Origin of the sequence: Herpetosiphon giganteus (genome assembly GCF_016907925.1) — a bacterium.
GTDB classification, from domain to species: Bacteria; Chloroflexota; Chloroflexia; order Chloroflexales; family Herpetosiphonaceae; genus Herpetosiphon; species Herpetosiphon giganteus.
Genome location: NZ_JAFBCZ010000001.1, coordinates 96,329 through 122,226 on the forward strand (window position 1 = coordinate 96,329; position 25,898 = coordinate 122,226).

Below are 25,898 nucleotides of genomic sequence, written 5' to 3' on the forward strand. Positions count from 1 at the left end.
ATTGGTTGTTGGGGGCTGGGGCCAAGGATATGTTATAACCACGAAGCGCACGAAGATTCACGAAGCTTTTTAGCCACGAATTGCACGAATTGCACGAAAGTCTCTTTTTTAGCCACAGATTTTAAGATTATGTTCTATGTTCTATGTTCTTTTTGACTTTTGACTTTTGATTTCAGCCTTTCCTTCATCCCTCATAATTCATCCTTCATCCTTGTTCTATGCTCTATGCTCTCTGTTCTTTTTGACTTTTGACTTTTGATTTCAGCCTTTCCTTCATCCCTCATCCTTCATCCTTCATCCTTGTTCTATGCTCTATGTTCTTTTTTGATTTTTGACTTCTGACTTCTGACCTTTGATAATTCATCCTTCATCCTTTCCATGCTGAGGACTAATGGTATAGCCAGATGGGTTGGAAAATTAATAGTTTCGCGGTAGGATAGCGACATCAACAGCTACCCTGATAGCGAGCCATTGATGCGCCACCTAATTGAGGTGGTCTTTTTGGTTGGCTATCAGCATCTTGAGGGGTTTATGCACCGTTTAGCTATTCGCCGCGAACAAATTCCCGGCATTCTGCGTGATTATTTGGTGATGACGATTGGTACATTGTGTATCGCGCTCGCCTTGAATATATTTCTCGAACCAAACAATGTGATTTTTGGTGGGGTCACAGGGATTGCGGCCATGCTCAAAACCTTGTTTGGTTTGCCAATCGGGATAACCTCGTTGGCGCTCAACATTCCGCTGTTTATTATCGGCTTGAAGCGCTTGGGCGGCTTTGTTTTTGGCATGCGTACCGTCTTCGCGACGGTGATGCTTTCGGTCTTTATTGATTTGACGGCCAATCGCGTGGACCAGTTTGTGCAGCGCGAGCCGTTGCTCTATATCGCCTATGGAGCTGTACTGAGCGGCATCGGCACAGGCTTGGTGTTGCGGGTTGGCGGCACAACTGGCGGGGTGGATATTGTCGCGCGCTTGTTGCAACAATGGCGTGGCATTCGGCCAGGCCAATCGATGTTGATTGCCAGTGTCGTAGTTTTCGGCGCAGCAGGCTGGATTTATGGCGCAACGCCAGTGCTGTATGCCTTATTGTTGGCCTTTATCGAAACCCGCGTGATCGATATTGTGTTGGAAGGCTTTAGTGATGGCCGTTCAGCCTTGATTGTTTCAAATAAACCAGAGGCGATTCGCGATGCAGTATTGCATGATCTTGATCGGGGCGTGACCATGCTTGAAGGGCGCGGCGGTTATAGTGGTGAAGAACGAGCGGTGTTGATGTGTGTGATCAGCCAAGCAGAAATTGCGATTCTCAAAAAACTGATTTACAACATCGATCCACGAGCGTTTGTGGTAATGACCGAAGCCGTTGAAGTGTTGGGTGAAGGTTTCAGGCCCGCCAAGGCCGAATAAAAAAATCACCCGCCGAAGCGAGTGATTGCATGGAGCCGATGACGAGACTTGAACTCGTGACCTACTATTTACGAAACAGTTGCTCTGCCAACTGAGCTACATCGGCTGATGTGCGCTGAAAATTATAGCAGTGCCCATCAGCCTTGTCAAATAGAATACGAGGGGTCAGGGGTCAGGGGTCAGGGGTCAGTGATAGAAGAAGGCTCTAGGCTCTAGACTATCGGGAATTCTTGACTTACCACAAAATATTCCGATAGCCTAGAGCCCTCAGCCAATAGCCACCCATCCTCTGCGCCTCTGCGTTAAAAGCTCTATGTTCTATGTGTACTGATTCATTGCGTTAACAACGATTCCCCCCTCACCCCCTAGCCCCCGCTCCCGTCGAACGGGCGAGGGGAACCGCTGAATCAGGGTTCCCCTCGCCCGCGTTCATTGGGAGAGGGGCTGGGGGTGAGGGCATGCACCTGGTTGCTAACCCAATGAACTATTACATCTATGCTCTATGTTCTATGCTCTTTGTTCTTTTTTGACTTCATCCTTTTGACTTTTGATTTCATCCCTCATCCTTCATAATTCATCCTTTTGATTTTTGCCTTTTGATTTCTGACTTTATAATGGACTGGTTGCAGAACAACAATTCGCATGTGAACAAGGATTGAAGCACAATGGGACATACATTTTTCGGCCAGCATTTGTATTTGAGCGTGGCTGGCAATATTGGGGTGGGCAAAAGTACCCTCGTCGAGACGTTAGCTGGTGCGTTTGGCTGGCAGCCCTACTACGAATTTGTGGCCGATCATCCCTATCTCGATGATTTTTATGCCGATAAACATCGCTGGGGCTTTCATTCGCAAATGTGGTTTTTGGCGCAGCGCTTCGAGCAACAACGCGAAATCGCCGATACGCCGATCTCACTAATTCAGGATCGCTCGATCTACGAGGATTACGAGGTCTTTGCCAAGGGTTTGTTGGAGCAGGGCATTATGAGCCATCGCGATTTTCGCAGCTATCGCAAGCTCTACCAAGCGCTTATCCAATCGACCACGCCGCCAACCTTGATGGTCTATTTGCGCGGCTCGGTGCCAACGCTCTTGGAGCGCATCAAAAAACGCGCGCGGCCAAGCGAGATGAATATTAGCGCCGATTATTTGAGCCATTTGAATAATCGCTACGATGAATGGCTCCGCCGTTTTGAATTATGTCCAGTGCTGACGATTGAAACCGACGACTTGGATGTAGTCAATCGCGACGATCATCGCCAGCAAGTGATCGAGATTATTGGTCAGGCAGTTGGTCGGCGCAGCAATTTCCAATATCGTTTGCCAATCGAAGGCGACAAAGAATAAGCCAAACAGCCCAAGTCGCGCATCGGCTTGGGCTTAATGCTGCCCTTCAACCCGCAATGTTATCGTTGTACCCTGTTGCGGAACCGATTGCAACTCGAAGCTACCATGATACAGTTCGGCTTGGGTCGCCAGCGCCGCTAAACTTGAATAATGCTGATCGTTGCGCAATTGCTCAGGATCAAAACCAACGCCATCATCACGCACCTGCAAAACCACAACCGCCTCATCGCCATATAATTCAACATTTAAATGCTGGGCATGGGCATGTTCGCGCACATTGCTGAGCAATTCTTGGGCGGCGCGCCAAACATAGGCCGTCGCAGTTGGCGAGAGCACAGGCAAATGGCCATCGCATGTAAAATTGATATTCAAATTGCCTTCGGTTTTGAGCGTGCGCAATTCGGCGGCCAAGGCTTCGGGCAAGGTGCGTTGGGCCAATGGCAAGCCCCCAACCGAGCGCAAACTGCGGTGCAATTGTTGGCGCAGCTGTTCGATTGCCGTCGAATCGGGAGTTTCGCGCAGGCTGTGCAATTGCTGAATCGTTTGTTGATAGCTTTTGGTTAGCTCTTTGACCCGCGATTCACTCAGATTAAAGGCTTCGCTATGCAGCAAATCGCGGCGCGTGCGCCATTCGTTATGCGCTGCCGCCCATGTGCCAAGCGCAGCCGTTACTGCTTGAAAAATAAAGACTGGCAAGGCATCGCGCCACGCCAAACGCCCAAACAGCACAGCAGCATCGGCAATTAACATTGCAATTAGAGCCATTGCGCCGCCACTATAGCTCCACCAGCGCCCAGCAGCAACCAAGAGCGGAATATAGGCCAAAGCCCATAAACTGCCGCGTTGCAAGGCCTCAGCGGGAGTCAGCCACAACAAGGCCGTCACATGCACTAAATCGGTGAGCAATAAACTGGGAATGTAGAGCCAGCTCAACCAACGCCGAGCCTGCGGCAAAAGCAAAAGCCCAATCAAAATTCCGCTAACGATGATTAATGGCGAAACAGGCCGCTCACCAAGCCAATAGAGCAGCAATGCACCACCAACCGAGAGCACCAATTGCACCCCAAAGTATGTTCGTAACCCACGCATCACCCGCCGATGGCGCTGGCGTAACCACGTTGCCGAATACATCATGCCGTCTTGGCCCCACACTAGATTTGGCTGAAAACCACATTCGCTAGCTTGCAGAGATCATACCAAAAAAGTGCTTCTTTGGCAGCCCAATTAACGCGCTTCGGTCGAAATCATGCGCCATTGTTGCCAAAGCAATAATCCAACGATCCCGCTAATTTGGCGTAACCACGGCCATGGCAAGCCAATTGCGCTTAAACTGATAAAAAGCAGCGTTCCCATAATGCCAATGACAATGCTCAGCGCAATCAATAATCCATCGATGACCAAGCGTCGGCGATAAAAACTTTGGGTACGCAGCCAGCCAATCAGGATTGTATAGCCAGCCAACAGCCCGCCAATCCAAAGCCAATCGGTCAGCAGTAAACGCTGATAGTTTTCCCAAACACTCCAGCCAGCATTGAGCAAACTAAGCCACAACAGATGTTGATTAATGCTTTGGTAGCTATCGCGGTCGAAGGGCACAATATACATAGCATGGTTCCTAAAATAGCAACAGGGCTGAGCATACTCAACCCTGTTAGTAGTTAACGAGTGGACATTTTGGCAATCGTTACGCCATCGCCACCTTCGCCTTGGCTACCGCTATTGTACGATTCGACCAAAGGATGGCGTTTGAGCAGCGTGCGCACAACTTGGCGCAAGGCTCCAGTTCCCTTGCCATGCACCAAACGCACTTCCGAAAGATTAGCCAAATAGGCATCGTTGAGATAATGATCGAGCTGATTTTCCACATCTGAGGCGCGCCAACCACGCATATCAAGCTGCATCGAAACATTTGGTGGCGGTGGTGGAGTATTGATCATACGCTGAGCAGGCATATATTTTTGCACCGCTTGGGTTGGGGCAGTGCCAGCTTTTTCTAAACGCAACTCGCGTAAATCGACCCGCAGCCGAAAACCACCCAATTGCACTTCAGCTTCGCTGGCCTCTTCATCCAAATCCAAGACCACGCCCGAAAGCTTAACGCTGCTCACAAAGACTTGATCGCCAACTTGGATGGTGCGCGGAGCAGGGGCAATTGCAACTTTGGGAACAACCGGAGGTTTGGCTTTGGGTGGAGTAGGAGCCTGAGGAACCCGTTCAGTAACCCGATTAAGGCGTTGTTCAGCCTGTTCCATCCATTGGCGGCTAACCGAAACTGAGCGAAATTCATCACGTAAACGGCGTAATTCGGCGCGCACTTCGCGCAATTCTTCGTCAAGTTGGCGTTGATAACTGGCTAATTGCTGTTCGCGATCCTGCTCAAATTCGTACAATTCACGGCTTAAGCGATCGCGGACTAACTCTGCATCTTCGCGCAATTCCAAGGCGCGGGCGGCTTCAGTTTCAGCGGTTGAGCGTTCGCGATGAATCGCGGCCAGCAAATCTTCAACTTGGACATTATCGCGGCTAATTGTGGCCCGAGCGCGTTCGATCAAATCGCGTTTAAGCCCCAAGCGTTCAGCAATTGCCAAGGCATTCGAGCGGCCTGGCAAGCCAATTGAAAGCCGATAGGTGGGCGATAAGGTTTCAACATCGAACTCAACTGAGGCATTTTCAACCCCATCGGTGCTATAGGCAAAAGCCTTGAGTTCAGCATAGTGGCTGGTTGCCATCGCCAGACAGCCAACATTCAGCAAGCGTTCAATAATTGCCCGCGCCAAGGCTGCGCCTTCGACCGGATCTGTCCCAGCGCCCAATTCATCAAACAACACCAACGAATCAGGGGTTACCCGATCTAAGATTTGAATAATGTTGGTCATGTGGGAGGAGAAGGTGGAGAGGCTTTGTTCGATGCTTTGTTCATCGCCAATGTCGGCAAATATTTTGCCAAAAATGGGTAAGCGTGAGCCTTGATGAGCCGGGATATGCATGCCTGCTTGAGCCATTAAGGACATCAAACCGACTGTTTTGAGCGCAACAGTTTTACCACCAGTATTTGGGCCGGTGATAATGATCATTTGGGTGGGGCCGCCCAACCAAACATCGGTTGGCACAACCAGATCTTGGTTGAGCAACGGATGGCGCGCTTTTAACAACGAAACCGTCGATTCAGGGTGCAAATCGTCGGCAGGGGCTGGCGCATTAATTAATGGCTGGCTCGCACGCAGGCTAATGCTATATTTGGCTTTGGCAAAGGCTAAATCTAATTCAGCGGTTGCCTCGACCCCAATAATAATTGGCATGCCTTCGCTGGCAATTTTGCCCGAAAGCGCCGCCAGAATGCGCTGAATCTCTTCGCGTTCGGCTAATTGCAGCTCGCGCCACTGGTTATTTAATTCAACCGTGGCTAATGGCTCAATATACAACGTTGCGCCAGATGATGATTGATCGTGGACAATCCCACGCAGGGCACGGCGTTGCGGAGCCTTGACTGGCACAACATAGCGGCCATCACGGACAGTAATAATTGGCTCTTGCAACACATCGGCATATTGCGATGAATTAATAATTGCCTGCAAACGTTCTTGCAAACGGTTAAATGCCACCCGAATAGCGCTGCGCAAACGGCCCAATTCAGCAGAAGCACTATCTAAAACTTCGCCATCGGGGCCAATCGTGCGTTCAATTTCGTGCTCAAGCGTGGCCAAATTTGGCAGTTGCTCGGCTAAGGAATGCAACGGCACAAAATCAGGATGATTGCGCAGAACCTGGCCACGCAAGCGGCGCATTGCCGCCAAGGTGGAGGCAATCTCTTGCACCCGACTCGCCTCAAGAATCCCACCACGACGAGCATGTTCTACCGCAGGGCGAACATCGCGAGCACCGCCAATTGAGACATCGGCAAACGATTCAATTAAAGCACGGGCGGCACTGGTACGAATTTGCGCCTGGAGAATCCACTGCCCATCAGTTGATGGATGGAGTTGCGCAACCAACTCACGGCTTGCACTAAACGCAGCATGACGTGCAAGCTGATCACGAACTTTATCAAATTCAAGAGTTTGGAGTACAACTTCTGATATCATCACGAAACTTCTTCTATTGCAAGTGCAACAAGCACCGCACGATTACCGTTGAACACTACGGAATAATTCATCGGCACTTCCGGGCATAATCGGACTAATTGGTGCATAAATCAGCGGTAAGATAATATTTAAAAATACATCTTTTAAGACTGATGCCCTGGTGCTCGATTGCAAAAACTTCATAGCTGGAAAATCGAGGACGGCTGCTGCATTTGTTGTAAATAAATACCGCAACATCATTGCAAAAATACTGGCGATCATTGCCCCAAGAACTAGCCCAAGCAATGAGCCAATTACCTTATCGATAAATTGGGCTTTGCCACCAACATTAAGATACCGAAAGGTATAACTTGCAACGGCAAGCAGAATAAAAAACAAAACGAACAACAAAGCCAAAAATGATAACATTTCCAGAACCCGGAATGGTGTTGTCGAATTTTTGCCTATAAACGAGGCTAATGGCCGAAAATAGAGTGATGAAAGCACAACCGTCAGATAAAAGACGATAATTGCAATCCCCACCTTTAACATGCCTTGAAAAAACCCGTAAAAAAGCCCAATCACAACGAATAGCAGCAAGAGAATGTCTACAAATGGCATGAGCAAGTCCCTTATCTACCCACGCAGAACCAAAACATCCGAGAAAATCCTTTGATGTTGCTGGATCATGGGTGGCCAAAGCGCGATGGGCGTATTATAGCATAGCCCGATCTGCCGCTTCAGAAGCGCCTAACGAGCCTCACTCGCTAGCTCCAGATAGGCTGGATCAATGGCAGTGGTAAGCCAAACGCCATTGTCGCTGCAAAAAAATGCTTGCCCAGCATTGCAGAGTTCTGCGGCCTTGACGATCAAGAGCACTGCTTGGCCATGGCGTGCGCCAACCTGCAAAGCAGTTGCCTGATCGAGTGAAAGATGCACATGCTGACGTTGCATAGGCCGCAGCCCAGTTTGCAAAATCGTGGCTAGATTGTGCTTAGCCGTGCCGTGATAGAGCCTTGCTGGCGGTTGTTGGGCTACCAGCCCGAGATCGACCGTCACCGTATGGCCTTGATGGGCGCGAATTTTTTGGCCACTTTGGTCGAAGCCAAAGCGTTGTTTGTTGTTTTGAGCCACAACCTGCTCAAGCTCGGCTTTGGTGATGGCAAAATTATTGGCTTCACAGGCCGCTAATAAGGCATCGACCGCAACCCAACCACCGTGTTCAAGGGTCAAGCCCAACCGCTCTGGCTGATGGCGTAGATGTTTACTCAGATATTTGCTCACCCGAACTAATCGACGTTCATCCATTGCTGGTTTGGCTCCTTTGCACCACAAGATTGTTTGCCGCTTGAATTTTAGGGCTAGCTTTATTTGACCATAACTTTAGGCTTTTGACATCAGTCTCTGGATTTAGACCGCGCCTCGGTTTTGCGATGGAAATTGATCAGCCTATTTGCCCCCAACCCTCAATTCACGTACACTTGCAGTATGAGCGTGTATCGTATGTCCCACAATGACGTGGAGGATTTTGGCTATGTCACCGATTTGGGAACCACTGTTGACGGGCTTAATCGATTATGCTGGGCTTTTTCCCCCAGCTGCTTTAAGCATGGATCAAGCCACCAGCAACTATGCCACGTATCGTTCTAGCAACCAACACGGCTATCTAGCGCGTTTTATTTTGCCCTATAGCCGGCTTGCAGAATGGCAGGCCAGCCTTGGCAGCAAACCAAGCCAGCCTTGGCCGATCAGCCTCTTGGTCAACGACCCCGCCCAACTTGCTGAAATTCCGGCGCTCAACCAACACTACCAAGGCTGGTTGGTGATTGATAGTGCCGAGATCAAGGCCGACCGCCTCGAACAGATTGCAGCAATTCATGCAGCGCAGCCCGCTGATGTTACGGTCTTCGTTGAAATTCCCCATGATCCCGACCCAAGCAGCTTAATTGCCGCCCTGCGCAGCACGGGGCTACGCGCCAAATTACGCACTGGTGGCATCACCGCTGCTGCTTTTCCTGAGCCAGAGCACATTTTGCGCTTTTTGCATGCCTGCATCAGCAATGGTGTGGCCTACAAAGCAACCGCTGGCTTGCATCATCCGTTGCGCGGCGAATATCGCCTAACCTATGCAACGGATAGCGATCAGGGCTGGATGTATGGCTATCTTAATCTTTTGTTAGCGAGCGTCTTACTTCAAACAGAGGCCGCGCATCACGATGTGCTTGCCGCCTTGGTCGAGCATGATCCCAGTGCAATTAGGTTTAGCCAGCAAACAATTGATTGGCGCAATTGGCAGTTTGAAGCTGATGATGTCCAAGCAGTGCGTCAGAGTGGACTGCTTGCCTTTGGTTCGTGCTCATTCGAAGAGCCAATTAACGAATTTGCCAGTTTTAGCGAGCAGCCAGCCTTGGCCTATGGAGCAAGCAATTAATGTTGAACGAAACCCATGATCCAGCGTTGCGCAGTTGGGTAGCGAGTGCCAACCAAGCTGGAGCCGATTTTCCGATTCAAAATTTGCCGTTTGGCGTGTTTCGCCGCCAAGCCAGCCACGAGCAATGGCGCATTGGCGTGGCAATCGGCAGCAACATTCTCGATTTGAGCCAAGCCGCCGAGCATTTTAGCGATTTGGATCAAGCTGCTTTGGCCGCATGTCGGGCTAGCAATCTGAATCAATTAATGAGCTTAACGCCTGCGGTTTGGCATAGCATTCGGCTACAATTAAGCCGCATGTTGCGCCAAGGCTCGGGCTTACAAGCAACCTTGGAGCCGTTGTTGCTGGCCCAAGCAGAGGCCGAGTTGGCATTGCCAGCAGCAATTGGTGATTACACCGATTTCTATGCCTCGATTTTTCATGCTACCAACATTGGCTCAATGTTCCGCCCAGACAATCCGCTGTTGCCCAATTATAAATATGTGCCGATTGGCTACCACGGGCGGGCTTCGTCGATTCGGGTGAGTGGCACGCAGGTCAAACGCCCACACGGCCAAACCAAAGCTCCCGATGCTGAAGCCCCAACCTTTGGGCCATGTCGCTTGCTCGATTATGAACTAGAGTTGGGCTTTTGGGTCGGCCAAGGCAACCAACTTGGCCAACCAATCAATATTGAGCAGGCCGAAGATCATGTTTTTGGGGTTTGCTTGCTCAACGATTGGTCGGCGCGTGATATTCAAGCGTGGGAATATCAGCCGCTTGGGCCGTTTTTGGCCAAAAATTTCATCAGCAGCATCTCGCCATGGGTCGTGACCCTCGAAGCGCTAGCACCCTATCGCTGCCCCGCCTTCGAGCGCCCAGCCGACGATCCCGCTCCGCTAGCTTATTTGGATAGCTCAGCCAATCGCAGCGCTGGCGGCCTTGATGTAGTGCTTGAAGTGAGCCTGCAAACCGCCAGCATGCGCGAGGCTGGCCAAGCAGCCGAGGTGCTGAGCCTTGGCAATTTCCGCGATATGTATTGGACATTTGGCCAAATGCTGACCCATCACGCCAGCAATGGCTGCAATCTTCAGCCTGGCGATTTATTGGGCAGTGGCACAATTTCCGGCCCAAACAAAGAATCACGCGGCTGTTTGATGGAATTGACATGGCGTGGCCAAGAACCAATTCAACTCAGCAACGGCGAGGAACGGCGTTTCTTGCAAGCTGGCGACGAGCTGATTATCCGTGGTTGGTGTGGCAACGCCGATGGCCTGAAAATTGGCTTTGGCGAGTGTCGTGGTGTCGTTTTAGATTAAGAACATAGAACATAGAACATAAACTTGGCGCTATTTTAACGCAGAGGCGCAGAGTGCTAAAGCTGTAGGCTATAGGCTAGCACAACATCTGTTGGCATTTCAAACAATCCAATAGCCCTCAACCTCTAGCCTTCATTTCGTCGATTAATCTCATTCCTATGCTCTATGTTCTTTGCTCTATGCTCTTTATGCTTCATCCTTATCTAGGATTGACACCGCCTAGACTGCCCACTATAATCGAGCAGTCCTTTAAATGCGGTCCGGCGAGGCTGCGAAGGCGTGTAGCTCAATAGCAATTTTTGCGCATTTTCGCTCATGCCCTAGGTCGGATCGTCGGCTTGGGGTTTGTTGTTTCTCCGAGGTTGTATGGCACACACCGACTACTCCGTTGATATCGTGATTCCGGTATTGAATGAAGAGCAGCAGCTCGAGCAAAGCGTCTTGGCGCTGCGTGATTTTTTGCAGGCTTCATGCCCGTATCGTTGGCGAATTGTGGTCGCCGATAATGGCTCGACCGATCGCACACCTCAAATTTGCCACGATTTGCGCAGCCGCTTTCCTGGCGAGGTCGATTTTGAACGCTTGGAGCAACGGGGCCGTGGGCGGGCTTTGCGCACCACGTGGCTCAAAAGCAGTGCCGATGTGCTGTGTTATATGGATGTTGATCTTTCGACCAACCTCCGTGCCTTGCCACCACTACTGGCAGCATTAATTCATAGCGATTATAGCCTTGGCACTGGCTCGCGCTTGATGCACGGGGCGATTGTAACCCGCCAATGGAAGCGCGAAATGATCTCACGCGCCTACAATTTCTTAATTCGGCTGCTCTTTTGGCATCGTTTTCGTGATGCCCAATGTGGCTTCAAAGCCATTACTCGCCAAGCAGCCCACGAACTCATCCCAACAGTGCGCGATAACGAATGGTTTTTTGATACAGAATTATTGCTCAAAGCAGAAAAACGCGGCTATCGCATTTTTGAAGTGCCTGTTGAATGGATTGAAGATTTGGGCACGACGGTCAAAATTGTTAAAACTGCATGGCAAGATATTAAAGGCTTGGTGCGGGTTCGCTTGGGTGGCTAACTCATTCATTAGCCCTAGGTCGCTGTGCGGTAGCGTTCGCACCAAATCGGGGCTACAATAGATATTACGCGACGGATCAGATAGTCTTGGTTGGCAGGAGCAGATCGATGACACCCAAACAGTTGATGAATGACGAGGAAATTCGCCGCGCCCTCAAACGCATCGCCCATGAAATTGTCGAACGCAATGCAGGAGCAAGTTTGGTTTCCTTGGTTGGGATTCATCGGCGAGGTGTGCCATTGGCGCGCCGCTTAGCCGCCATGATCGCCGAAACCGAACATGTGCAAGTGCCAGTTGGCGAGCTGGATATTGGCCTCTACCGCGACGATTTACATTCACGTGGGCCAGCACCCATCTTAGGCCGCACGATTTTGCCCGAACTAGGCAAGCGGGTCGTGGTTTTGGTCGACGATGTGCTCTATACCGGACGCACCATCCGCGCCGCATTAAACGAATTGAGCGATTGGGGCCGACCAAGCGCCATCCAACTGGCAGTGCTGGTTGATCGCGGCCACCGTGAGTTGCCAATTCGCGCCGATTTTGTGGGCAAAAATATTCCCACTGCCAAAAATGAGCGGGTTGATGTGCAACTCAGTGAAATTGATCAAGCCCAAGATAGTGTTGTAATTGTGCAGGAGGACTGATGGGGCGAAGCGGGCAAGCACGACGACGGCGACGGACATCACGCTTTTTGGAGCACGTTGGGTCACGGCGCAAACGAGCAGCGGTGGCACCATTGCAACTAGATGGCCGCGCAGAAACCGCTGCATTGTTGGCGACCCTTGATGAACTTGCACCATTGTTAGATGAGCAGAGAATTATGGTCGAAGATGAAGAACTAGCCAATTTATTAAGCCGCTGTACCATCGATCTGCGCGCCCGCGCCGAACGCGATGAGTTGCGTCCGGCCTTTTTGCGCGAAGAAGATTTGCTGGCGGTTCAGCAATTATTAACCTCGATGGATCATGTCAATCCAATTATTTTGGGCAAGGCGCGTTCGGGCAAAACCGCCTTGGTGCATGAATTGGTGCGGCGCTTGGTCAAAACGCCGCAAGAGATGCCCGAAAAACTGCGCGATTTGCCGATGTACGAGATGACTCCTGCTTCGTTGTTGGCTGGTTTGCAATTTGGCGAGGGCTGGCGCGCCAATCTCTCGACCTTGTTTGGCAAATTGGCTGAGCAAGGCGCGGTGTTGCTGTTTATTCGCGATATTCACGCGGCGGTTGGAGCTGGAGTCAAACGTGGCGATGATGATGATGATGATTTGGCCGCCGCGCTTGAATCGAATTTACACAACGGCAAATTGAAAATTATCGCCGAAGCGCGGCCCGATCGTTGGCAGGCAATCGCTGCTGATCGCGAATCGTTCGCCGATTTGTTTACCTCGATTCATTTGGCGATTCCCAAGCCAGAGCAAGTTGCTGAAATTGTGCAGCATGTGGCCGAACGCCATCGCAACCGAGCGACTATTGAGCCAGCCAGCCAAGCCACCGCGATTGATATTGCTGGGCGCTTTATTCTCAATCAGGCCTTTCCTGGCAAGGCAATTGAATTGCTGGAAGATTCGCTGCTCTTGGCTGAACGCCAACAGGAGCCTGAAGTGTTGCCGCGCCATGTGGTCGAATGTTTTGGCAATCGGACTGGCCTCACCAAATTATTGCTCGATGAAAATGAGCGCTTCGATGAAATTGCCCTGCGTCGTTCGTTCAGCGAACGCGTGCTCGGACAAGATCCTTCAGTCATTGCCATGGTGCAAAAGTTGGCTTTGCTCAAAGCGCGGCTGCACGATCCGGCGCGGCCAATGGGTGTCTACTTTTTCCTTGGGCCAACCGGCGTGGGCAAAACTGAGCTAGCCAAAACCTTGGCCTCGACCTTGTTTGGCAGCGAAGAACGCTTTGTGCGCTTCAATATGGCCGATTACAGCGGCGAATACGATTTTGCCCAATTATTTGGCCGCACCTGGGGCGATAGCGATGCAGAACGCCGTGGCAAACTGACCATGGCGCTGATCAATTTGCCATTTGCGGTGCTGCTGCTTGATGAATTCGAAAAAGCCCATCGCTCAATTTTCAATCGCTTTTTGCAATTGTTCGATGAAGGTATTTTGGTCAATGCGATGGGCGAGGAAATCAACCTGCGCAATACGATCATCATCATGACCAGCAACTTTGGCGCGACGATTGTACAAGGCGAAACCTGGGGCTTTGCAGCGCGCGAAGGTATCGAAGCGGTTGAACGGCGGGTTTTGCGCGAAACAGAAGAATTTTTCTCGCCCGAGTTTATCAATCGGCTTGATGGCGTAATTTTCTTCAAGCCACTGTCGCAAAGCGATATGCGCAAAATTGCCGCCCGCGAAATGCGCAAATTATTCGAACGCGAAGGCTTGGTGCGGCGCAACGTGCAAGTTGAGCTTGACGACGCTGTGCTGGATATTTTGCTCAAACATGGCTACAGCATTCGCTATGGCGCGCGCTATCTGAAGCGCCAAATCGAAAAGATGGTCACCTATCCCTTGGCTTCGGCCTTGCTAACTCGGCCTGAGCAAACCAATGGCTTGTTGCGTTTGTACGTAGCTCGCGAGCAAATCAAGGCTTCGTGGGTGGCGAATGATGATGAAGAGCCGCTGTTGCCCTCGCCCGAGGAGCAAGCGCTGCAATTGCCCCAAACCGTCGAAGAAGCGGCGCTATTTATCGAGCAATTGCACAAGCGACTGAATCATCTGATCGCTCAGTTGAATGTGGTCGAAGCGCGCGAACGCCAAACCGAGCTGATGGACGAAATGTCCAGCCCCAGCTTTTGGGATGATCATGATCAAGCGCAGTTTTTGCTGGCTGAGTTGAGCAATGTAGCACGGCGAGTTGGCCGTTGCGACGATCTGCGGCGTTTGTATGACGATGCAGATCAACTTTTGCAACGAATTCGCGAGCGCAACGAACGGCGTTTGTTCCCAGAACTGATGCGCATGGCCAAACGGCTCGAACGCGAGTTGCGCTTTGCTGAGCTAGAAATGTTGTTCAGCAACCCAGAAGATTGGTACGATGCCTATATCGTTTTGGAGAGCGACCAAGCGGGCTTACGCTGGGTACGCAACTTGGCCAACGCCTACTTGGAATGGTCGCTGGGCAAGCGCTTTGAAGCCAAGGTCATCGACGAAACGCCAGCAGAAGATAATTTGATTCGGGTGACATTGCAGGTTAGCGGCTCAGGAGCGTTTGGCTTATTGCGCAGCGAAGCAGGCACCCATCGAATTGCCGAAACTGGCGGCGAGCCACGGCTCAAAACCGTGACCCAAGTCCAAATAACGGTCTTGCCAGTGCCAACCGAAGATACGCCAGCGCCAGCCAGCAGCGAAATCGAAACGACTGTTAATAATACCCGTGCCGATGGCTACTTTTTGCGCAAGCTACGGGTAACTGGGCGGGCGTTACATCGCTATAGTGGCACAGCGGCCTTTGCCTGCGCAGGCAGCGAGCGCGCGGTGCGCGAACTCTTGCAGAGCCTGCTTTTAGCACGCTTGGCCATGAAAAAGCTCGATGATTTTATTCAGCCAAGCGACGATGCTTGGGGTTCGGTGGTGCGCAGCTACCACTTGGGCAAACGCTCAACCATCAAAGACCCGCGCACCGAAACCGTGCATACCAATCCCAAAGCCGCCCTTGCAGGTGAGCTTGACATCTTTATTGAAGCGGCGTTGCGCTGGCGAGCAGCATTGCCAGCCCGTCGCTAAATCGTCAAGGCGCTTAGGCCACAACCTAAGCGCTTTTGCTTAATATGCAACTTGCTATAGATGGAGAATTTCTATGAGTTCGCCAACCACTACTCCGCGCCGGCGGCATGTGCTTGATCTTGATGATTGGAGTGCCGACGAACTACGCAGCTTGTTGACTATCGCCGCCCAGATGAAAGACATCTTGGCGCGCCCAGTCAAACAAGTGCCAACCTTGCGCGGCAAAATTGTGGTCAATATGTTTTGGGAAGATAGCACCCGCACGCGTTCATCGTTTGAGCTAGCCGCCAAAGCACTTTCGGCTAATGTGCTCAGCCTCGGAGCCAAGGATACCAGCGTCAAAAAAGGCGAATCGTTGGTTGATACGGTGCGCACGGTGCAAGCGCTAGGCGCAGATTATATTGTGATGCGCCATGGCCAAAGCGGCGCGCCCTACTTGGTGGCCCAGCATTTCCGTGGCTCGGTGATTAATGGCGGCGATGGTCGCCACGCCCATCCATCGCAAGCGTTGCTCGACCTCTTCACGATGCACGAACGGCTGGGCGAGCTGGCCGATAAAAAAGTGGTGATTGTCGGCGACATTCTGCATAGCCGCGTGGCGCGCTCCAATTTGTGGGCGCTCACCACAATGGGCGCAAAAGTTGTGGTTTGTGGCCCGCCGACCCTAATTGGCCCAGCCAAATATTGGCAAAGCACTTGGCCCAAGGTCGAAATTTCGCATAGCCTCGACCACGCCGCCGAAGGCGCTGATGTGCTGATGGCCTTGCGTTTGCAGCACGAACGCATGGAAGGTGGCTTGCTGCCATCGCTGCGCGAATATAGCCGCCGCTTTGGCTTGAATGCGACTCGCGTCGCCAGCGCCAACTCCAACGTGATTGTGATGCACCCAGGCCCGATGAACGAAGGCGTTGAAATTATGCCCGACGTAGCGACCGGCCCGCACTCAGTCATTGAAACCCAAATTACCAACGGCGTAGCCATGCGCATGGCCTTGTTCTACTACCTTGCCACTGGCAGCGAGCAGGTTTAGAATTTAGTTCCCTCACCCCCAGCCACCTCCTTTCAAGGGTAGGTTGTTAATAAAGAGTGTGGTGGTCAAACATTCCCTCACCCCCCAGCCCCCTCTCCCACGAAAACGCGGGCGAGGGGGAGCATCAATTTTCACCACCAATCATGCGAAAACCACAGGGTTAAAGCCCCTCGCCCGCGCCACGGGAGAGGGGTTGGGGTGAGGGGATCTTAAATCCTACCCTTGTAAGAACCCCCTCTGCCACTAGACGCAAGCGAATGGGAGCGAGATGAGGGCGAGGGAAAATTCTCATCCATTGCCGCAACCCTCATCAAATCCTCAGCTAATTCGGCCACAAACGATCTATTATTGGCCTACGATCAACGGCAGATCGAACTGCCTGCGAGGTTTCAGCCCGATCCAGCCTTTTTGCGCTATCACAATCAGCATATTTTCCAAGGCTAGGATTAATTATTGGGAGAGCATGATTATGACTATGCGCCAGCAATTAGCCCAGCAATATGGCACCAGCAATAATCTCCAAGCCCGCATTGCAATTCACGAGCGGTTTAGCACCAACCAACAAGATTGGGTCGATTGGCTATGGGAAACCATGCAATTGCCCAAGCAAGGGCGAGTGTTGGAACTTGGCGGTGGCACTGGACGCTTATGGCACGAGCAGCGCAACCATTTAGGCCAGTTACAGATTAGCTTTAGCGATCATTCGCTGGGCATGCTGCACACGGCCAAAGCGCAACTTAGCGCGCTTGATCAGCTTAATTTTAGCCAAATCGATGCCCATTATTTGCCATTTGCCGACGCTTCGTTTGATGGAGTAATTGCCAACCATATGCTCTATCACGTTGCCGACCAAGCCTTAGCCTTGGCCGAAATTCGGCGCGTGCTCAAGCCACATGGCACGTTTTTTGCCGCCACCAACGGCAATCAGCATATGCACGAAATCAAAGAACTCATTCAAGCAGTCGATCCTAGCGCCGATGTTACGCCATTTAGCCTAAGTTTTACTCTCGAAAATGGGGCTGAATTATTACAAACGCAATTTGCTCAGGTCGAACGAATCGATTTTGAGAATAATTTGGCCGTCACCGAAGTTGAGCCAATTGTGGCGTATGTGCGCTCAACCCAACGCATAAGCGAGGAATCATTGGATCTGTGTCGCGAGCTGGTCAGCGAGCAATTAGCCGCCAACCAAGGCCTGTTTCCAATTCAAAAAGCAGTTGGCTTGTTTATCTGTCGTTAAATTAAGAACGCAGTGATCGCTAAACGATCACTGCGCTTTCGCACGCGCCATTGCGTACCCCCAATCAGGCTTGTTCGCGGCGTGGAACCAAGCTCAACAAGGCTTTGGAGCGCAACCCAAGCAAGGCCGAAATCACACAGGCAAAGCCACCAATCCCAGTTGCGATTGGCGTGCCCCAATGTTCGGCCACAAAGCCTGCTTGCAAGCTACCAACCAAGCCCAAACCAACCAATGTCATCACATAAAAGCCCATCACTCGCCCGCGCAAGCTATCGACAGCGGTCGTTTGCAGAATTGTGTTGGCGGTTGCCAAAAAACTGACCATCGAAAAGCCGGTGAAGGTCATAATTGGCAAAGCCAGCCAAAACGAGCGATTGAGCGCCAGCAAACAGATGCCTACGCCAAAGCCTAATGCGCCATTCAGCAACAACTTGCGACGATCAGTTTGGGCATTGGTGCGGGCTACCCGCAGCGCCGCCAGCAAAGCCCCAATCCCATTTGCTACCATCATCGCGCCCAAACGGGCCGAGCCTTCAGGAATCAGCGGCGTAACCAAAATTTGGTCGGCAAAAATCGGCAGCAACGAGGTATAGCCAAAGCCCAAAATACTTGGCACCAGCACAAGCACCAAAATGATCCGAATTAAGGGCGTTTGCAAGGCATAGCGCGCGCCATCCATAAAATCATTAACCGATGAGCTATTGCTTTTGCGCGGCGCTGGCGCAATCAAGCCTGTCATCATCGTTAAGCCAATCAGCACTGCGATAAAGCTCAAGCCATTGAGCAAAAAGGCCCAAGCCAAGCCCACAGCGCTCACCAACATCGCGGCAACTGCTGGGCCAATCGCCCGTGCGCCATTGAAAATCGAGGCATTCAGGCCAATCGCATTCATCAGATCATCGCGATCGCCGATCATTTCTGAGGTGAATGCTTGGCGCGCTGGCATATCCACTGCATTAACCATCCCATTGACCAAGGCTAAAGCCAAGACATGCCAATAGACCACGCTATCGCTAAAGGTCAACATTGCCAAGGTCAACGATGAAATCATGGCAGCCATCTGCGCCCAAAACACCACCCAGCGCTTGGAATAGCGATCAACTAAGACCCCAGTGAAGGGCGAAAGCAACAAAACTGGCAAGGCGGTGAAGGCAGCAACCGTGCCCATGGCAAATGCCGAGCCGGTTATTTGGTAGACCAACCATTGCAAGGCCAGCGATTGCATCCATGAGCCAATCAGCGAAATCAGTTGGCCAAACCAAAAGAGGCGAAAATTGCGATGATTTAACGCCCGAAACATATACGGCCATTGCCGTGGAAGATGTAGGCTTTGAGCTAAAGTTCGTTTTTCAAGCATCTGCACGATTCCTGTCTAAGCAGCAATAGGTTAATCATATCACGATATGCTAATTTTTGCATACAACTAAGGAATGACTATCGCCCCATTGTTCCTATTCAGGGACTAGCCATGCCCAAACCCATGGATGCAATAATGCAACCATGGGTTTAAGCAGGCAGCGGCATGCTGCGCAAAAAATAGCTGAATGCTCTAGTGGATTGAAGTGCAGAGAGGAGGAAAAATGCTTTAGGCTTCGCGGCGAGTGAGCCAGAATACGCCTAAGCCAACCACAAAACTGGCAATAGCCTTGCCGAAATCACCAAGCGGCATATCGCCACGCATCACCGGAACGCCAAGTGCTGCGCCCATCCATGGAAACCAGGCAGGCAGCACCAACAGGCGCTTGATCCGATCGGAGAAACGTTCGTGAGTACGAATCCACTGGACAGTTGCTAACCAGCCAATCAATGCCACTACTAAAAGAACGATGATAAAACTGCTTGATGAAGCCATGGGCTACCCTTCATGAATCTTGACAATAATCGTGTTATCTATTGTAACAAAGGCTTGAGCAAAAAATGTTGGCTAATCGTCCTGTTTTGGTGAGAAGTTGGTTAATCCTTGGGGTTAAGCTATGATCCACGAAGCACACGAAGACCGAAACCGCGAAGAACGCGAAGAGCGCGAAGGCTGTTTTCGCCACAGATTTGATGATATTCTACTAACGCAATGCCACTAATCCCAAACCCTATGTTCTATGTTCTTTGCTCTATGTTCTGCTTTTTGACTTTTGACTTTTGCCTTTTGATTTTCCTCCTGGCCCCCCGACCCTCAGCCCCTGACCCCCAACTCCCGATTGTTGGCATTTGGTAATCCAGCGCGGCTGATTTTGGCCTGTAAGCGTAGTACAATAGAGCAATTCTTGGCTTGTAGTGTAGTGAGGTAGGGCAATGGCAATTTTGGGCATTGATATTGGTGGCTCAGGCATCAAAGGGGCAATTGTTGAAATCGCTCAAGGCACGATGATTAGCGAACGCTTGCGGATTAGCACGCCCCAACCAGCAACCCCCGAGGCTGTGGCCCAAACGGTGCAGCAATTAGTTCAACAATTAAATTGGCATGGCCCGATTGGCTGTACTTTTCCAGCAATCGTCAAAAATGGGCATACGCTCAGTGCTGCGAATGTTGACCAAGCGTGGGTTGGCGCAAATGCCGACCAATTGTTCGAGCAAGCGACTGGCTGCCCGTTTCATATGCTCAACGATGCTGATGCTGCTGGCTTGGCCGAAATGAAATATGGCGCAGGCAAAGATCATCATGGGGTTGTAATGATGCTGACCTTTGGTACTGGCATTGGCAGCGCCTTGTTTGTGCAAGGCTTGCTGGTTCCCAACACCGAGCTTGGCCATTTGGAAATTCGCGGCAAAGACGCTGAACATCGGGCCTCGGATCGGGTGCGCGAAGAAAAAGGTTGGGATTGGCCAAAATGGGCCGAGAAAGTCAACGAAGTTTTGGCCCGCATCGAAGCCTTATTCTCGCCCGATTTGTTGATTATGGGTGGTGGCGTGAGCAAACGCTTCGATAAATTTGGCCAATTTTTGCAAACCAACGCTCCCTTGGTTCCCGCTACGCTGCAAAATAACGCTGGCATTATCGGCGCAGCCTTGGCCGCAAGCGAACTCTTTGAACAAGGCCACCACATTCCCAACGCCCACTAGTTTTTGGCTACCGCTACACCTTTGAGGATTCTATGTCGACGCTTGCTTTATTTAGTAGCTTGGCTCAAACGTTGCTGGCAACCACACCCTTCGAGCAACGCCTGCAACATTGTTTTGGCATGTTGGCGGATAGCTATCCTCAGCTCGATTTACGCTTAACCTTATTTAATGAGCCAGATGCTCGCCCCCACGTTGTCTTGCCGTTGCATCGTACCAGCGCCGTGTGGGATAACACCCGCATGCTGCAGGTGGTGCGGCGGCGACAACCAGTCGTGATTGATCAGCATACAGCACCAGCCTTGCCACCCAGCCCATTTACCACCAGCTCAATCGTGGCCAGCGAATGGCAAGCAGATATGCAATGCTATTTGGGGCTGCCAATTCAGTGGGAAGGCCGCTTGTGGGGCGTTTTGGAGGCGCGGCGCAACGGCACATTCAGCGCCAGCGAACGCACATTATTGAGCAATTTGTTGCCATTGCTCGCCACCGCAATCGGCGAATCACACTGGGGCCGACCGATTCATCCGACCAACAGCGAACAACAACTTGATGTGCGGGCATTAACCCACGATTTAGAGATTGCGCCCGATGTAATTAGCCTGTTAACCACACTTTTGCAGCGAGCCATCCACGGCGTGAAGGCCAGCGCTGGCGCAATCAATCTGGTCGATCGCGAGCATGGCGAATATCAACTCGTGGCATCACAGGGGTATCCTGCTGCCTCAGGCATTAGCGAGCGTGCCTCGTGGCCATGGAATGTTGGCGTAGTTGGGCGCGTAGCTCGCACTGGCAAGGCTGCATTATTAACCGATATTGCCCACGACAGCGAATGGCAACTTTCAACCCCCGATGTGCGAGCTGAAATCGTTGTGCCGGTACGGGTCGAGGGCGAGGCTTGGGCGGTGCTTGTGCTTTCAACCAATCGCGAGCCACTGTTTAGCACCCGCGATCTGTATTTTATCCAAGCCTTGGCCGATGTGGCGGCGCGGCCATTACAACGCGCTACCAGCTATAGCGAATTGCTCGAAGCGCGCATGCAATTGCAGCAAACCTTGGCTAGTTTGCCTTTGGGCTTGGCCTTAACCGATAGCGAAGGCAAGATTTTACGCACCAATCCGGCGTGGTATCAGCTTTGGCAAATTGAGCAGCCAGCCGATGAAACTGCGCTGTATCTGCCATGGGATATTTTGCCCTTGCTGCTGAAGCGGCTTTCGCACCCATTGGAATTGACCGATTTCTTTGCCGAATGCCAAGCCCACCCCGATGAAACCCTCGAATTGGCTTTGCGCTTGAGCGAGCCGCTGCAAGATTTGAAATTGCGCTCAACGCCAGTCAAAGATGCTCAACATCAAATTACTGGCCGTTTGGTGGTGATTGAAGACGTGACCCGCGAGCGCGAAATCGACAAGATGAAAAACGAATTTGTCTCGGTGGTATCGCATGAATTGCGCACGCCGCTGACCTCGATTTTGGGCTATACCGAATTGCTGCTGGCCCGTGAATTCAAGCCTATCGAGCGCCAAGAGTTTATCCAAACTGTGTATGATCAGGCCAATCAACTCTCGAAAATGGTCGATGATTTGCTCAATCTTTCGCGTTTAGATGCTGGCCAGATTAAACTGAATCGCTGGGTGGTTTCGCTGCACCAAATTATTCGCGAAATTACCAAGCAGCTCAACGAAACAATTTCCGAGAAGCATCGTTTGTTAATTGATATTCCCGAAGGTATTCCGCCGATCTTTGCTGATAAAGATAAAGTGCGCCAGATTTTGACCAATCTGCTTTCGAACGCGATCAAATATTCGCCCAATGGCGGCCAAGTGGCGCTGATTGTGCGCGAATTGCGCAAAGTGCCGCCTGGTGCGCCGCCGCTGCCCAACGAGCGCTCGGTCATTATCGCAGTGCGCGACCAAGGCATGGGCATCTCCGAAGATGATTTACCCAAGCTTTTCACGCGCTTTTTCCGCGTCGACAACTCAACAACCCGCAAAATTGGCGGCACAGGCTTAGGTTTATCGATCACCAAAGCCTTGATCGAACTGCATGGCGGGCGCATCTGGGCCACCAGCATGCTTGGCCGTGGCACAACCTTCTGGGTCACCTTGCCAATTGCCACCGAACTAGCCCGCCGTGGATGAGCAACAAAGGATGAAGGAGGAGGGATGAAGGATGAAGTTTGTGTTTAACGCAGAGTCGTAAAGAAGGCTATAGGCTTTCGGAACAATTAATGGAATTAACATCAAAAGCCTATCCATCATTCCTGTGCGCCTCTGCGTTAAATTTGATTCAACATAGCCTATAGCCAACAGCCCATAGCCAACCTTCTTCGTGCGCTTCGTGGATCAACATTACGAAACCGCCACAGCCTGTTGCTCGATCTGTGGTTCGTTGGTTGCTTGGGCAGTTTGGGGGTCGCGCACGCCAAAACGCAGAATCAACCACGTCAGCAAACCGCCAGCAGCAGCCACCGCAAAGGTATAGGTGTAGCCAGCCGAATCGGCCAGCCAACCTCCAAGCAAGGGCGCAAGCAAGGTTGCCGGAGCAACCAAGGTATTAGCCAAACCAATGTAGCTTGGGCGCTCGGCAGGGCTGCCAAATTCCAAGGTCATGGACATAGTTATCGTCCACAAGGCTACGTTTGCCATGCCAGCTAGGGCAAAAATCAGATAAAACCAACCCAAGGCTGGAGCTAACCACGCACCCACGCCAGCAGCCAAGGCCAACAGTGCGCCGACTTCCATCACCCGCCGATAGCCAATGCGATCGCCGAGCCAGCCCATAATCGGGTTGGCAATGGTTTGGGTAACCAAGTAAATCGCGGTCATAATTCCAGCAGTTTGATCATCCAACCCAAAGCGTTTTACCGCATAAACCGTAAAGAAGGCTGTTGCCATCAAACCAAGCTGCGAGATAATGCGCGCCGCCAGAAACCAGCGAAAATTGTGGTCGCGTTTGAGAATAGTGGCAATGCTAGCCCAAAAATCACGTTGGCTGCCATGCGTGTATTCTGGCTCGCGGCTTGGCTCTTTGGTTGTCGCCAAAAACGACCACGAGATAACCATCGCGATGCCTGAAATGCCAAAACACAGCGCAAAATCAAGTGGCGACGGCAGTTTATCCAAAATAATGCCAGCGCCGACCGCGCCGATACTCGCCAAAAGATTGGCAGCAGCAGATTGCACCCCAAAGAATGTGCCGCGCCAGCGTTGCGGCATAATTTTGCCGATCATGGTTTGCCAAGCGGTAGCCGTTAAGCCGCCACCCAAGCCCTGCCAAATCAAGAGCATATAGGCTAGCCATAACGCTAATTCGCGGCCCAAATCAGCAGCAAACCAAGCAATTAAGCCCAAGCCAAAAAATGGCATGCGCTCGTTGATGGTCATGAGCAGCACCATTGGCTTGTAGCGCCGCAACGAAGCTACGCGCCGCGCCGTTAATAATTGGGGTAACTGCCAACCAACCGAGCGAATTGCCAAAATCAAACCAAGTAAAAGCGCCGAATCGGTCAAGGTGTGCATGAACAATGGAATAACCGTCACAAACGAGGCAATGCCAGTTGCGGCCCCAAAAAATGCGCCATCGGCGACATTAACCACCACATTATGCCGAACGTGCGCGTCAATTTCCTGCTGTTCCATAACCTGCCTAGCCTTGTTTGCAAAAACTATGATATGTCCATATGCGCATTATAAGCCTTCCGAGAACGTTTCCATCAGTCTCATGCAGGAGTTACACTTCCGCACAAATGTTCACAATTGAAATGAATTATGTTATCATGTGGCTCATTGATTTTGTGTTGAGGTATACGATGGAAGCGCTCACGATTATCAAAAGTTTGCTGGCCTATAACGCCGATTTTGATCAACGGATTTGGCAAAGCATCGAGGGTTTGAGCGACGAGCAATTTTGTGCCGATTACCCTTATTCGCATGGCTCATTGCGCAACCATTTGGTGCATATTGCCAGCGTCGAACGCGCATGGCTCACCGCTTTGCAAACAGGCGAGCGCCCAAAGCATTTCGACCCAATGGAATATACGACGATTGTTCAAGTGCGTGATCTTTTTAATGAGATGCGTGGCAACGTAATCAGCTATGTCGATCAGCTGCGTGATGAGCAATTGGACGATGCATGGCCAAATATACCATTGGCACGCTGGCATGTTTTAATCCAAATTACCAATCATGCTACCGACCATCGGGCTCAAATCTTGCGCATCTTGCACGATTATGGCCAAAAAACCTTCGATCAGGATATTGTAGAGCATTTTTGGGGTCGTTAATTCGTGGTATGCTAACCAACGTTCTCAGCCTTTAAACGCATAGAGGAGGCCACGTTGGGCACGCGAATTGCAAGCGCTTTGGTATTAGCTCCGGTCGTGTTGATCATTGTGTGGTTAGGTGGTTGGTGGACAACCGCGCTGATTGCCATCGCAGTCGTCATCGGCATCTATGAAATTCAACGGATTTTGCGAGCTGGTGGCTATCATCCACGTTTGCCATTAGCGGTTGGCCTTGGCTTGGCCTTTGTTGCGGCAACGGTCGCTCAACCACGCACCAACGTCAATTTAACTGGCGCGGTTGTGGCGCTTGGCGCAATGGCTAGTTTGATCTACGAAATTAGTCGCAAGGATCGCACGGGCGCGCTCGATGCATGGGCTGCCAGTTTGGGCAGCGCAATTTATGCGGGAGCGATGCTCAGCCATTTCGTCTTGCTCCGTGCTGATTCTAGCCCAACCCTGAGTGGCGGCCCGTTAAGCTCACTCAATATCGAAACTGGCGCAGCCTGGATCTACGCAACCTTTGCCGTAACCTGGGCCTCGGATACCGGCGCGTATTTTGCAGGTCGCGCTTTTGGCAAGCACAAAATGGCTCCCTTGCTTAGCCCCAAAAAAACCTGGGAAGGCTTTGTTGGTGGCACAATCGCCTCAATCGCTGCTGGCATTGGGATTGTCGCGCTTTTAGGCATGCAACTAACCATCGTTCAAATGATTGTTCTAGGCGTGATTGGCGCTGGCGGCGGCACGTTGGGCGATTTGGCCGAATCATTGTTAAAGCGCCAAGCAGGGGTCAAAGATTCAGGCAACCTGATTCCAGGCCATGGTGGTTTGCTTGATCGGGTCGATTCGCTGCTGTTTACCGCGCCCTTGGTCTATTATCTGCTGGCGGCTTGGCTCTAACAACTTGGCTGAGCAACTACTCTGATAGCCCTGTTC

Annotated in this window: 21 protein-coding genes and 1 tRNA gene; 13 read left to right on the top strand and 9 right to left on the bottom strand. The window is 51.4% G+C overall.

Going from position 1 to position 25,898, the window contains the following annotated elements:
* The first annotated feature begins 474 nt into the window (after window positions 1-474).
* Complete coding sequence (locus JOD20_RS00505; RefSeq protein WP_204753399.1) at window positions 475-1,410, top strand: YitT family protein; 936 nt, start codon at window positions 475-477, stop codon at window positions 1,408-1,410.
* Between the two features lie 30 nt (window positions 1,411-1,440).
* On the opposite strand, the gene JOD20_RS00510 is transcribed toward JOD20_RS00505, so the two are convergent.
* Window positions 1,441-1,516: transfer RNA gene (locus tag JOD20_RS00510), tRNA-Thr, on the bottom strand.
* Between the two features lie 559 nt (window positions 1,517-2,075).
* Here JOD20_RS00510 and JOD20_RS00515 point away from each other — a divergent pair.
* Window positions 2,076-2,756 (top strand): deoxynucleoside kinase, encoded by a 681-nt coding sequence (locus JOD20_RS00515; RefSeq protein ID WP_204753400.1) that lies wholly within the window; start codon window positions 2,076-2,078, stop codon window positions 2,754-2,756.
* Between the two features lie 33 nt (window positions 2,757-2,789).
* Here the strand turns inward: JOD20_RS00515 and JOD20_RS00520 are convergent, their stop codons facing one another.
* The 5 genes from JOD20_RS00520 to JOD20_RS00540 form a co-directional block, all read right to left on the bottom strand.
* Window positions 2,790-3,890 carry a sensor histidine kinase gene (locus tag JOD20_RS00520; protein ID WP_204753401.1) on the bottom strand — a complete coding sequence of 367 codons (1,101 nt, stop codon included), beginning with the start codon at window positions 3,888-3,890 and terminating at the stop codon, window positions 2,790-2,792.
* 90 nt (window positions 3,891-3,980) lie between these two features.
* Window positions 3,981-4,361, bottom strand: a complete 381-nt coding sequence (locus tag JOD20_RS00525; protein ID WP_204753402.1) for a hypothetical protein — start codon at window positions 4,359-4,361, stop codon at window positions 3,981-3,983.
* Between the two features lie 53 nt (window positions 4,362-4,414).
* Window positions 4,415-6,838 (bottom strand): endonuclease MutS2, encoded by a 2,424-nt coding sequence (locus JOD20_RS00530; protein WP_204753403.1) that lies wholly within the window; start codon window positions 6,836-6,838, stop codon window positions 4,415-4,417.
* Window positions 6,839-6,880: 42 nt separating this feature from the next.
* Entirely contained in the window at window positions 6,881-7,438 is a 558-nt protein-coding gene (locus JOD20_RS00535) for a CvpA family protein (RefSeq protein ID WP_204753404.1), read from the bottom strand.
* A 129-nt stretch (window positions 7,439-7,567) separates the two neighbouring features.
* Window positions 7,568-8,125 carry an RNA 2'-phosphotransferase gene (locus JOD20_RS00540; RefSeq protein ID WP_204753405.1) on the bottom strand — a complete coding sequence of 186 codons (558 nt, stop codon included), beginning with the start codon at window positions 8,123-8,125 and terminating at the stop codon, window positions 7,568-7,570.
* A gap of 226 nt (window positions 8,126-8,351) precedes the next feature.
* Here JOD20_RS00540 and JOD20_RS00545 point away from each other — a divergent pair, with 226 nt between their 5' ends.
* The 7 genes from JOD20_RS00545 to JOD20_RS00575 all read left to right on the top strand — a co-directional run bounded on the left by JOD20_RS00545 (window position 8,352) and on the right by JOD20_RS00575 (window position 17,626).
* The gene (locus JOD20_RS00545) at window positions 8,352-9,248 is read left to right on the top strand and encodes a hypothetical protein (protein WP_204753406.1); all 897 of its coding nucleotides are present in this window, start codon (window positions 8,352-8,354) and stop codon (window positions 9,246-9,248) included.
* Window positions 9,248-10,546, top strand: coding sequence for a fumarylacetoacetase (gene fahA / locus JOD20_RS00550; RefSeq protein ID WP_204753407.1), 1,299 nt, complete (start codon window positions 9,248-9,250; stop codon window positions 10,544-10,546). The genes JOD20_RS00545 and fahA overlap by 1 nt, the downstream gene beginning before the upstream one ends.
* A gap of 366 nt (window positions 10,547-10,912) precedes the next feature.
* Window positions 10,913-11,629, top strand: coding sequence for a dolichyl-phosphate beta-glucosyltransferase (locus JOD20_RS00555; RefSeq protein WP_204753408.1), 717 nt, complete (start codon window positions 10,913-10,915; stop codon window positions 11,627-11,629).
* A 107-nt stretch (window positions 11,630-11,736) separates the two neighbouring features.
* The gene (gene pyrR, locus JOD20_RS00560; protein ID WP_204753409.1) at window positions 11,737-12,273 is read left to right on the top strand and encodes a bifunctional pyr operon transcriptional regulator/uracil phosphoribosyltransferase PyrR; all 537 of its coding nucleotides are present in this window, start codon (window positions 11,737-11,739) and stop codon (window positions 12,271-12,273) included.
* Window positions 12,273-15,356, top strand: coding sequence for an AAA family ATPase (locus JOD20_RS00565; RefSeq protein WP_204753410.1), 3,084 nt, complete (start codon window positions 12,273-12,275; stop codon window positions 15,354-15,356). Before pyrR ends, JOD20_RS00565 begins: the two co-directional genes overlap by 1 nt.
* Before the next feature lie 73 nt (window positions 15,357-15,429).
* Window positions 15,430-16,386 carry an aspartate carbamoyltransferase catalytic subunit gene (locus JOD20_RS00570; RefSeq protein ID WP_204753411.1) on the top strand — a complete coding sequence of 319 codons (957 nt, stop codon included), beginning with the start codon at window positions 15,430-15,432 and terminating at the stop codon, window positions 16,384-16,386.
* Window positions 16,387-16,855: 469 nt separating this feature from the next.
* On the top strand, window positions 16,856-17,626 hold the full coding sequence (locus JOD20_RS00575) for a class I SAM-dependent methyltransferase (RefSeq protein WP_204753412.1): 771 nt from the start codon (window positions 16,856-16,858) through the stop codon (window positions 17,624-17,626).
* Between the two features lie 64 nt (window positions 17,627-17,690).
* On the opposite strand, the gene JOD20_RS00580 is transcribed toward JOD20_RS00575, so the two are convergent.
* Window positions 17,691-18,983: an MFS transporter gene (locus JOD20_RS00580; protein ID WP_204753413.1), complete on the bottom strand. Its 1,293-nt coding sequence runs from the start codon at window positions 18,981-18,983 to the stop codon at window positions 17,691-17,693.
* A 228-nt stretch (window positions 18,984-19,211) separates the two neighbouring features.
* Window positions 19,212-19,478, bottom strand: a complete 267-nt coding sequence (locus JOD20_RS00585; protein WP_054535819.1) for a hypothetical protein — start codon at window positions 19,476-19,478, stop codon at window positions 19,212-19,214.
* Between the two features lie 437 nt (window positions 19,479-19,915).
* On the opposite strand from JOD20_RS00585, the gene ppgK reads away from it, so the two are divergent.
* On the top strand, window positions 19,916-20,683 hold the full coding sequence (gene ppgK, locus JOD20_RS00590) for a polyphosphate--glucose phosphotransferase (protein ID WP_204753414.1): 768 nt from the start codon (window positions 19,916-19,918) through the stop codon (window positions 20,681-20,683).
* A 32-nt stretch (window positions 20,684-20,715) separates the two neighbouring features.
* On the top strand, window positions 20,716-22,821 hold the full coding sequence (locus tag JOD20_RS00595) for an ATP-binding protein (RefSeq protein WP_204753415.1): 2,106 nt from the start codon (window positions 20,716-20,718) through the stop codon (window positions 22,819-22,821).
* A 210-nt stretch (window positions 22,822-23,031) separates the two neighbouring features.
* On the opposite strand, the gene JOD20_RS00600 is transcribed toward JOD20_RS00595, so the two are convergent.
* Complete coding sequence (locus tag JOD20_RS00600; protein WP_204753416.1) at window positions 23,032-24,321, bottom strand: MFS transporter; 1,290 nt, start codon at window positions 24,319-24,321, stop codon at window positions 23,032-23,034.
* Window positions 24,322-24,458: 137 nt separating this feature from the next.
* Between JOD20_RS00600 and JOD20_RS00605 the strand changes: the two genes are divergently transcribed.
* Both JOD20_RS00605 and JOD20_RS00610 read left to right on the top strand, forming a co-directional pair.
* Complete coding sequence (locus JOD20_RS00605; RefSeq protein ID WP_204753417.1) at window positions 24,459-24,965, top strand: DinB family protein; 507 nt, start codon at window positions 24,459-24,461, stop codon at window positions 24,963-24,965.
* A gap of 54 nt (window positions 24,966-25,019) precedes the next feature.
* Window positions 25,020-25,862 (top strand): phosphatidate cytidylyltransferase, encoded by an 843-nt coding sequence (locus tag JOD20_RS00610; RefSeq protein WP_204753418.1) that lies wholly within the window; start codon window positions 25,020-25,022, stop codon window positions 25,860-25,862.
* The last annotated feature ends 36 nt before the right edge of the window (window positions 25,863-25,898 follow it).

What these genes read in the sequence shown, in the direction of transcription:
- JOD20_RS00505 (WP_204753399.1), top strand. Translation starts at nt 475, where the DNA reads ATGCGCCACCTAATTGAGGTGGTCTTTTTGGTTGGCTATCAGCATCTT.
- JOD20_RS00515 (WP_204753400.1), top strand. Translation starts at nt 2,076, where the DNA reads ATGGGACATACATTTTTCGGCCAGCATTTGTATTTGAGCGTGGCTGGC.
- JOD20_RS00520 (WP_204753401.1), bottom strand. Translation starts at nt 3,890, where the DNA reads ATGATGTATTCGGCAACGTGGTTACGCCAGCGCCATCGGCGGGTGATG.
- JOD20_RS00525 (WP_204753402.1), bottom strand. Translation starts at nt 4,361, where the DNA reads ATGTATATTGTGCCCTTCGACCGCGATAGCTACCAAAGCATTAATCAA.
- JOD20_RS00530 (WP_204753403.1), bottom strand. Translation starts at nt 6,838, where the DNA reads ATGATATCAGAAGTTGTACTCCAAACTCTTGAATTTGATAAAGTTCGT.
- JOD20_RS00535 (WP_204753404.1), bottom strand. Translation starts at nt 7,438, where the DNA reads ATGCCATTTGTAGACATTCTCTTGCTGCTATTCGTTGTGATTGGGCTT.
- JOD20_RS00540 (WP_204753405.1), bottom strand. Translation starts at nt 8,125, where the DNA reads ATGGATGAACGTCGATTAGTTCGGGTGAGCAAATATCTGAGTAAACAT.
- JOD20_RS00545 (WP_204753406.1), top strand. Translation starts at nt 8,352, where the DNA reads ATGTCACCGATTTGGGAACCACTGTTGACGGGCTTAATCGATTATGCT.
- fahA (WP_204753407.1), top strand. Translation starts at nt 9,248, where the DNA reads ATGTTGAACGAAACCCATGATCCAGCGTTGCGCAGTTGGGTAGCGAGT.
- JOD20_RS00555 (WP_204753408.1), top strand. Translation starts at nt 10,913, where the DNA reads ATGGCACACACCGACTACTCCGTTGATATCGTGATTCCGGTATTGAAT.
- pyrR (WP_204753409.1), top strand. Translation starts at nt 11,737, where the DNA reads ATGACACCCAAACAGTTGATGAATGACGAGGAAATTCGCCGCGCCCTC.
- JOD20_RS00565 (WP_204753410.1), top strand. Translation starts at nt 12,273, where the DNA reads ATGGGGCGAAGCGGGCAAGCACGACGACGGCGACGGACATCACGCTTT.
- JOD20_RS00570 (WP_204753411.1), top strand. Translation starts at nt 15,430, where the DNA reads ATGAGTTCGCCAACCACTACTCCGCGCCGGCGGCATGTGCTTGATCTT.
- JOD20_RS00575 (WP_204753412.1), top strand. Translation starts at nt 16,856, where the DNA reads ATGACTATGCGCCAGCAATTAGCCCAGCAATATGGCACCAGCAATAAT.
- JOD20_RS00580 (WP_204753413.1), bottom strand. Translation starts at nt 18,983, where the DNA reads ATGCTTGAAAAACGAACTTTAGCTCAAAGCCTACATCTTCCACGGCAA.
- JOD20_RS00585 (WP_054535819.1), bottom strand. Translation starts at nt 19,478, where the DNA reads ATGGCTTCATCAAGCAGTTTTATCATCGTTCTTTTAGTAGTGGCATTG.
- ppgK (WP_204753414.1), top strand. Translation starts at nt 19,916, where the DNA reads ATGGCAATTTTGGGCATTGATATTGGTGGCTCAGGCATCAAAGGGGCA.
- JOD20_RS00595 (WP_204753415.1), top strand. Translation starts at nt 20,716, where the DNA reads ATGTCGACGCTTGCTTTATTTAGTAGCTTGGCTCAAACGTTGCTGGCA.
- JOD20_RS00600 (WP_204753416.1), bottom strand. Translation starts at nt 24,321, where the DNA reads ATGGAACAGCAGGAAATTGACGCGCACGTTCGGCATAATGTGGTGGTT.
- JOD20_RS00605 (WP_204753417.1), top strand. Translation starts at nt 24,459, where the DNA reads ATGTGGCTCATTGATTTTGTGTTGAGGTATACGATGGAAGCGCTCACG.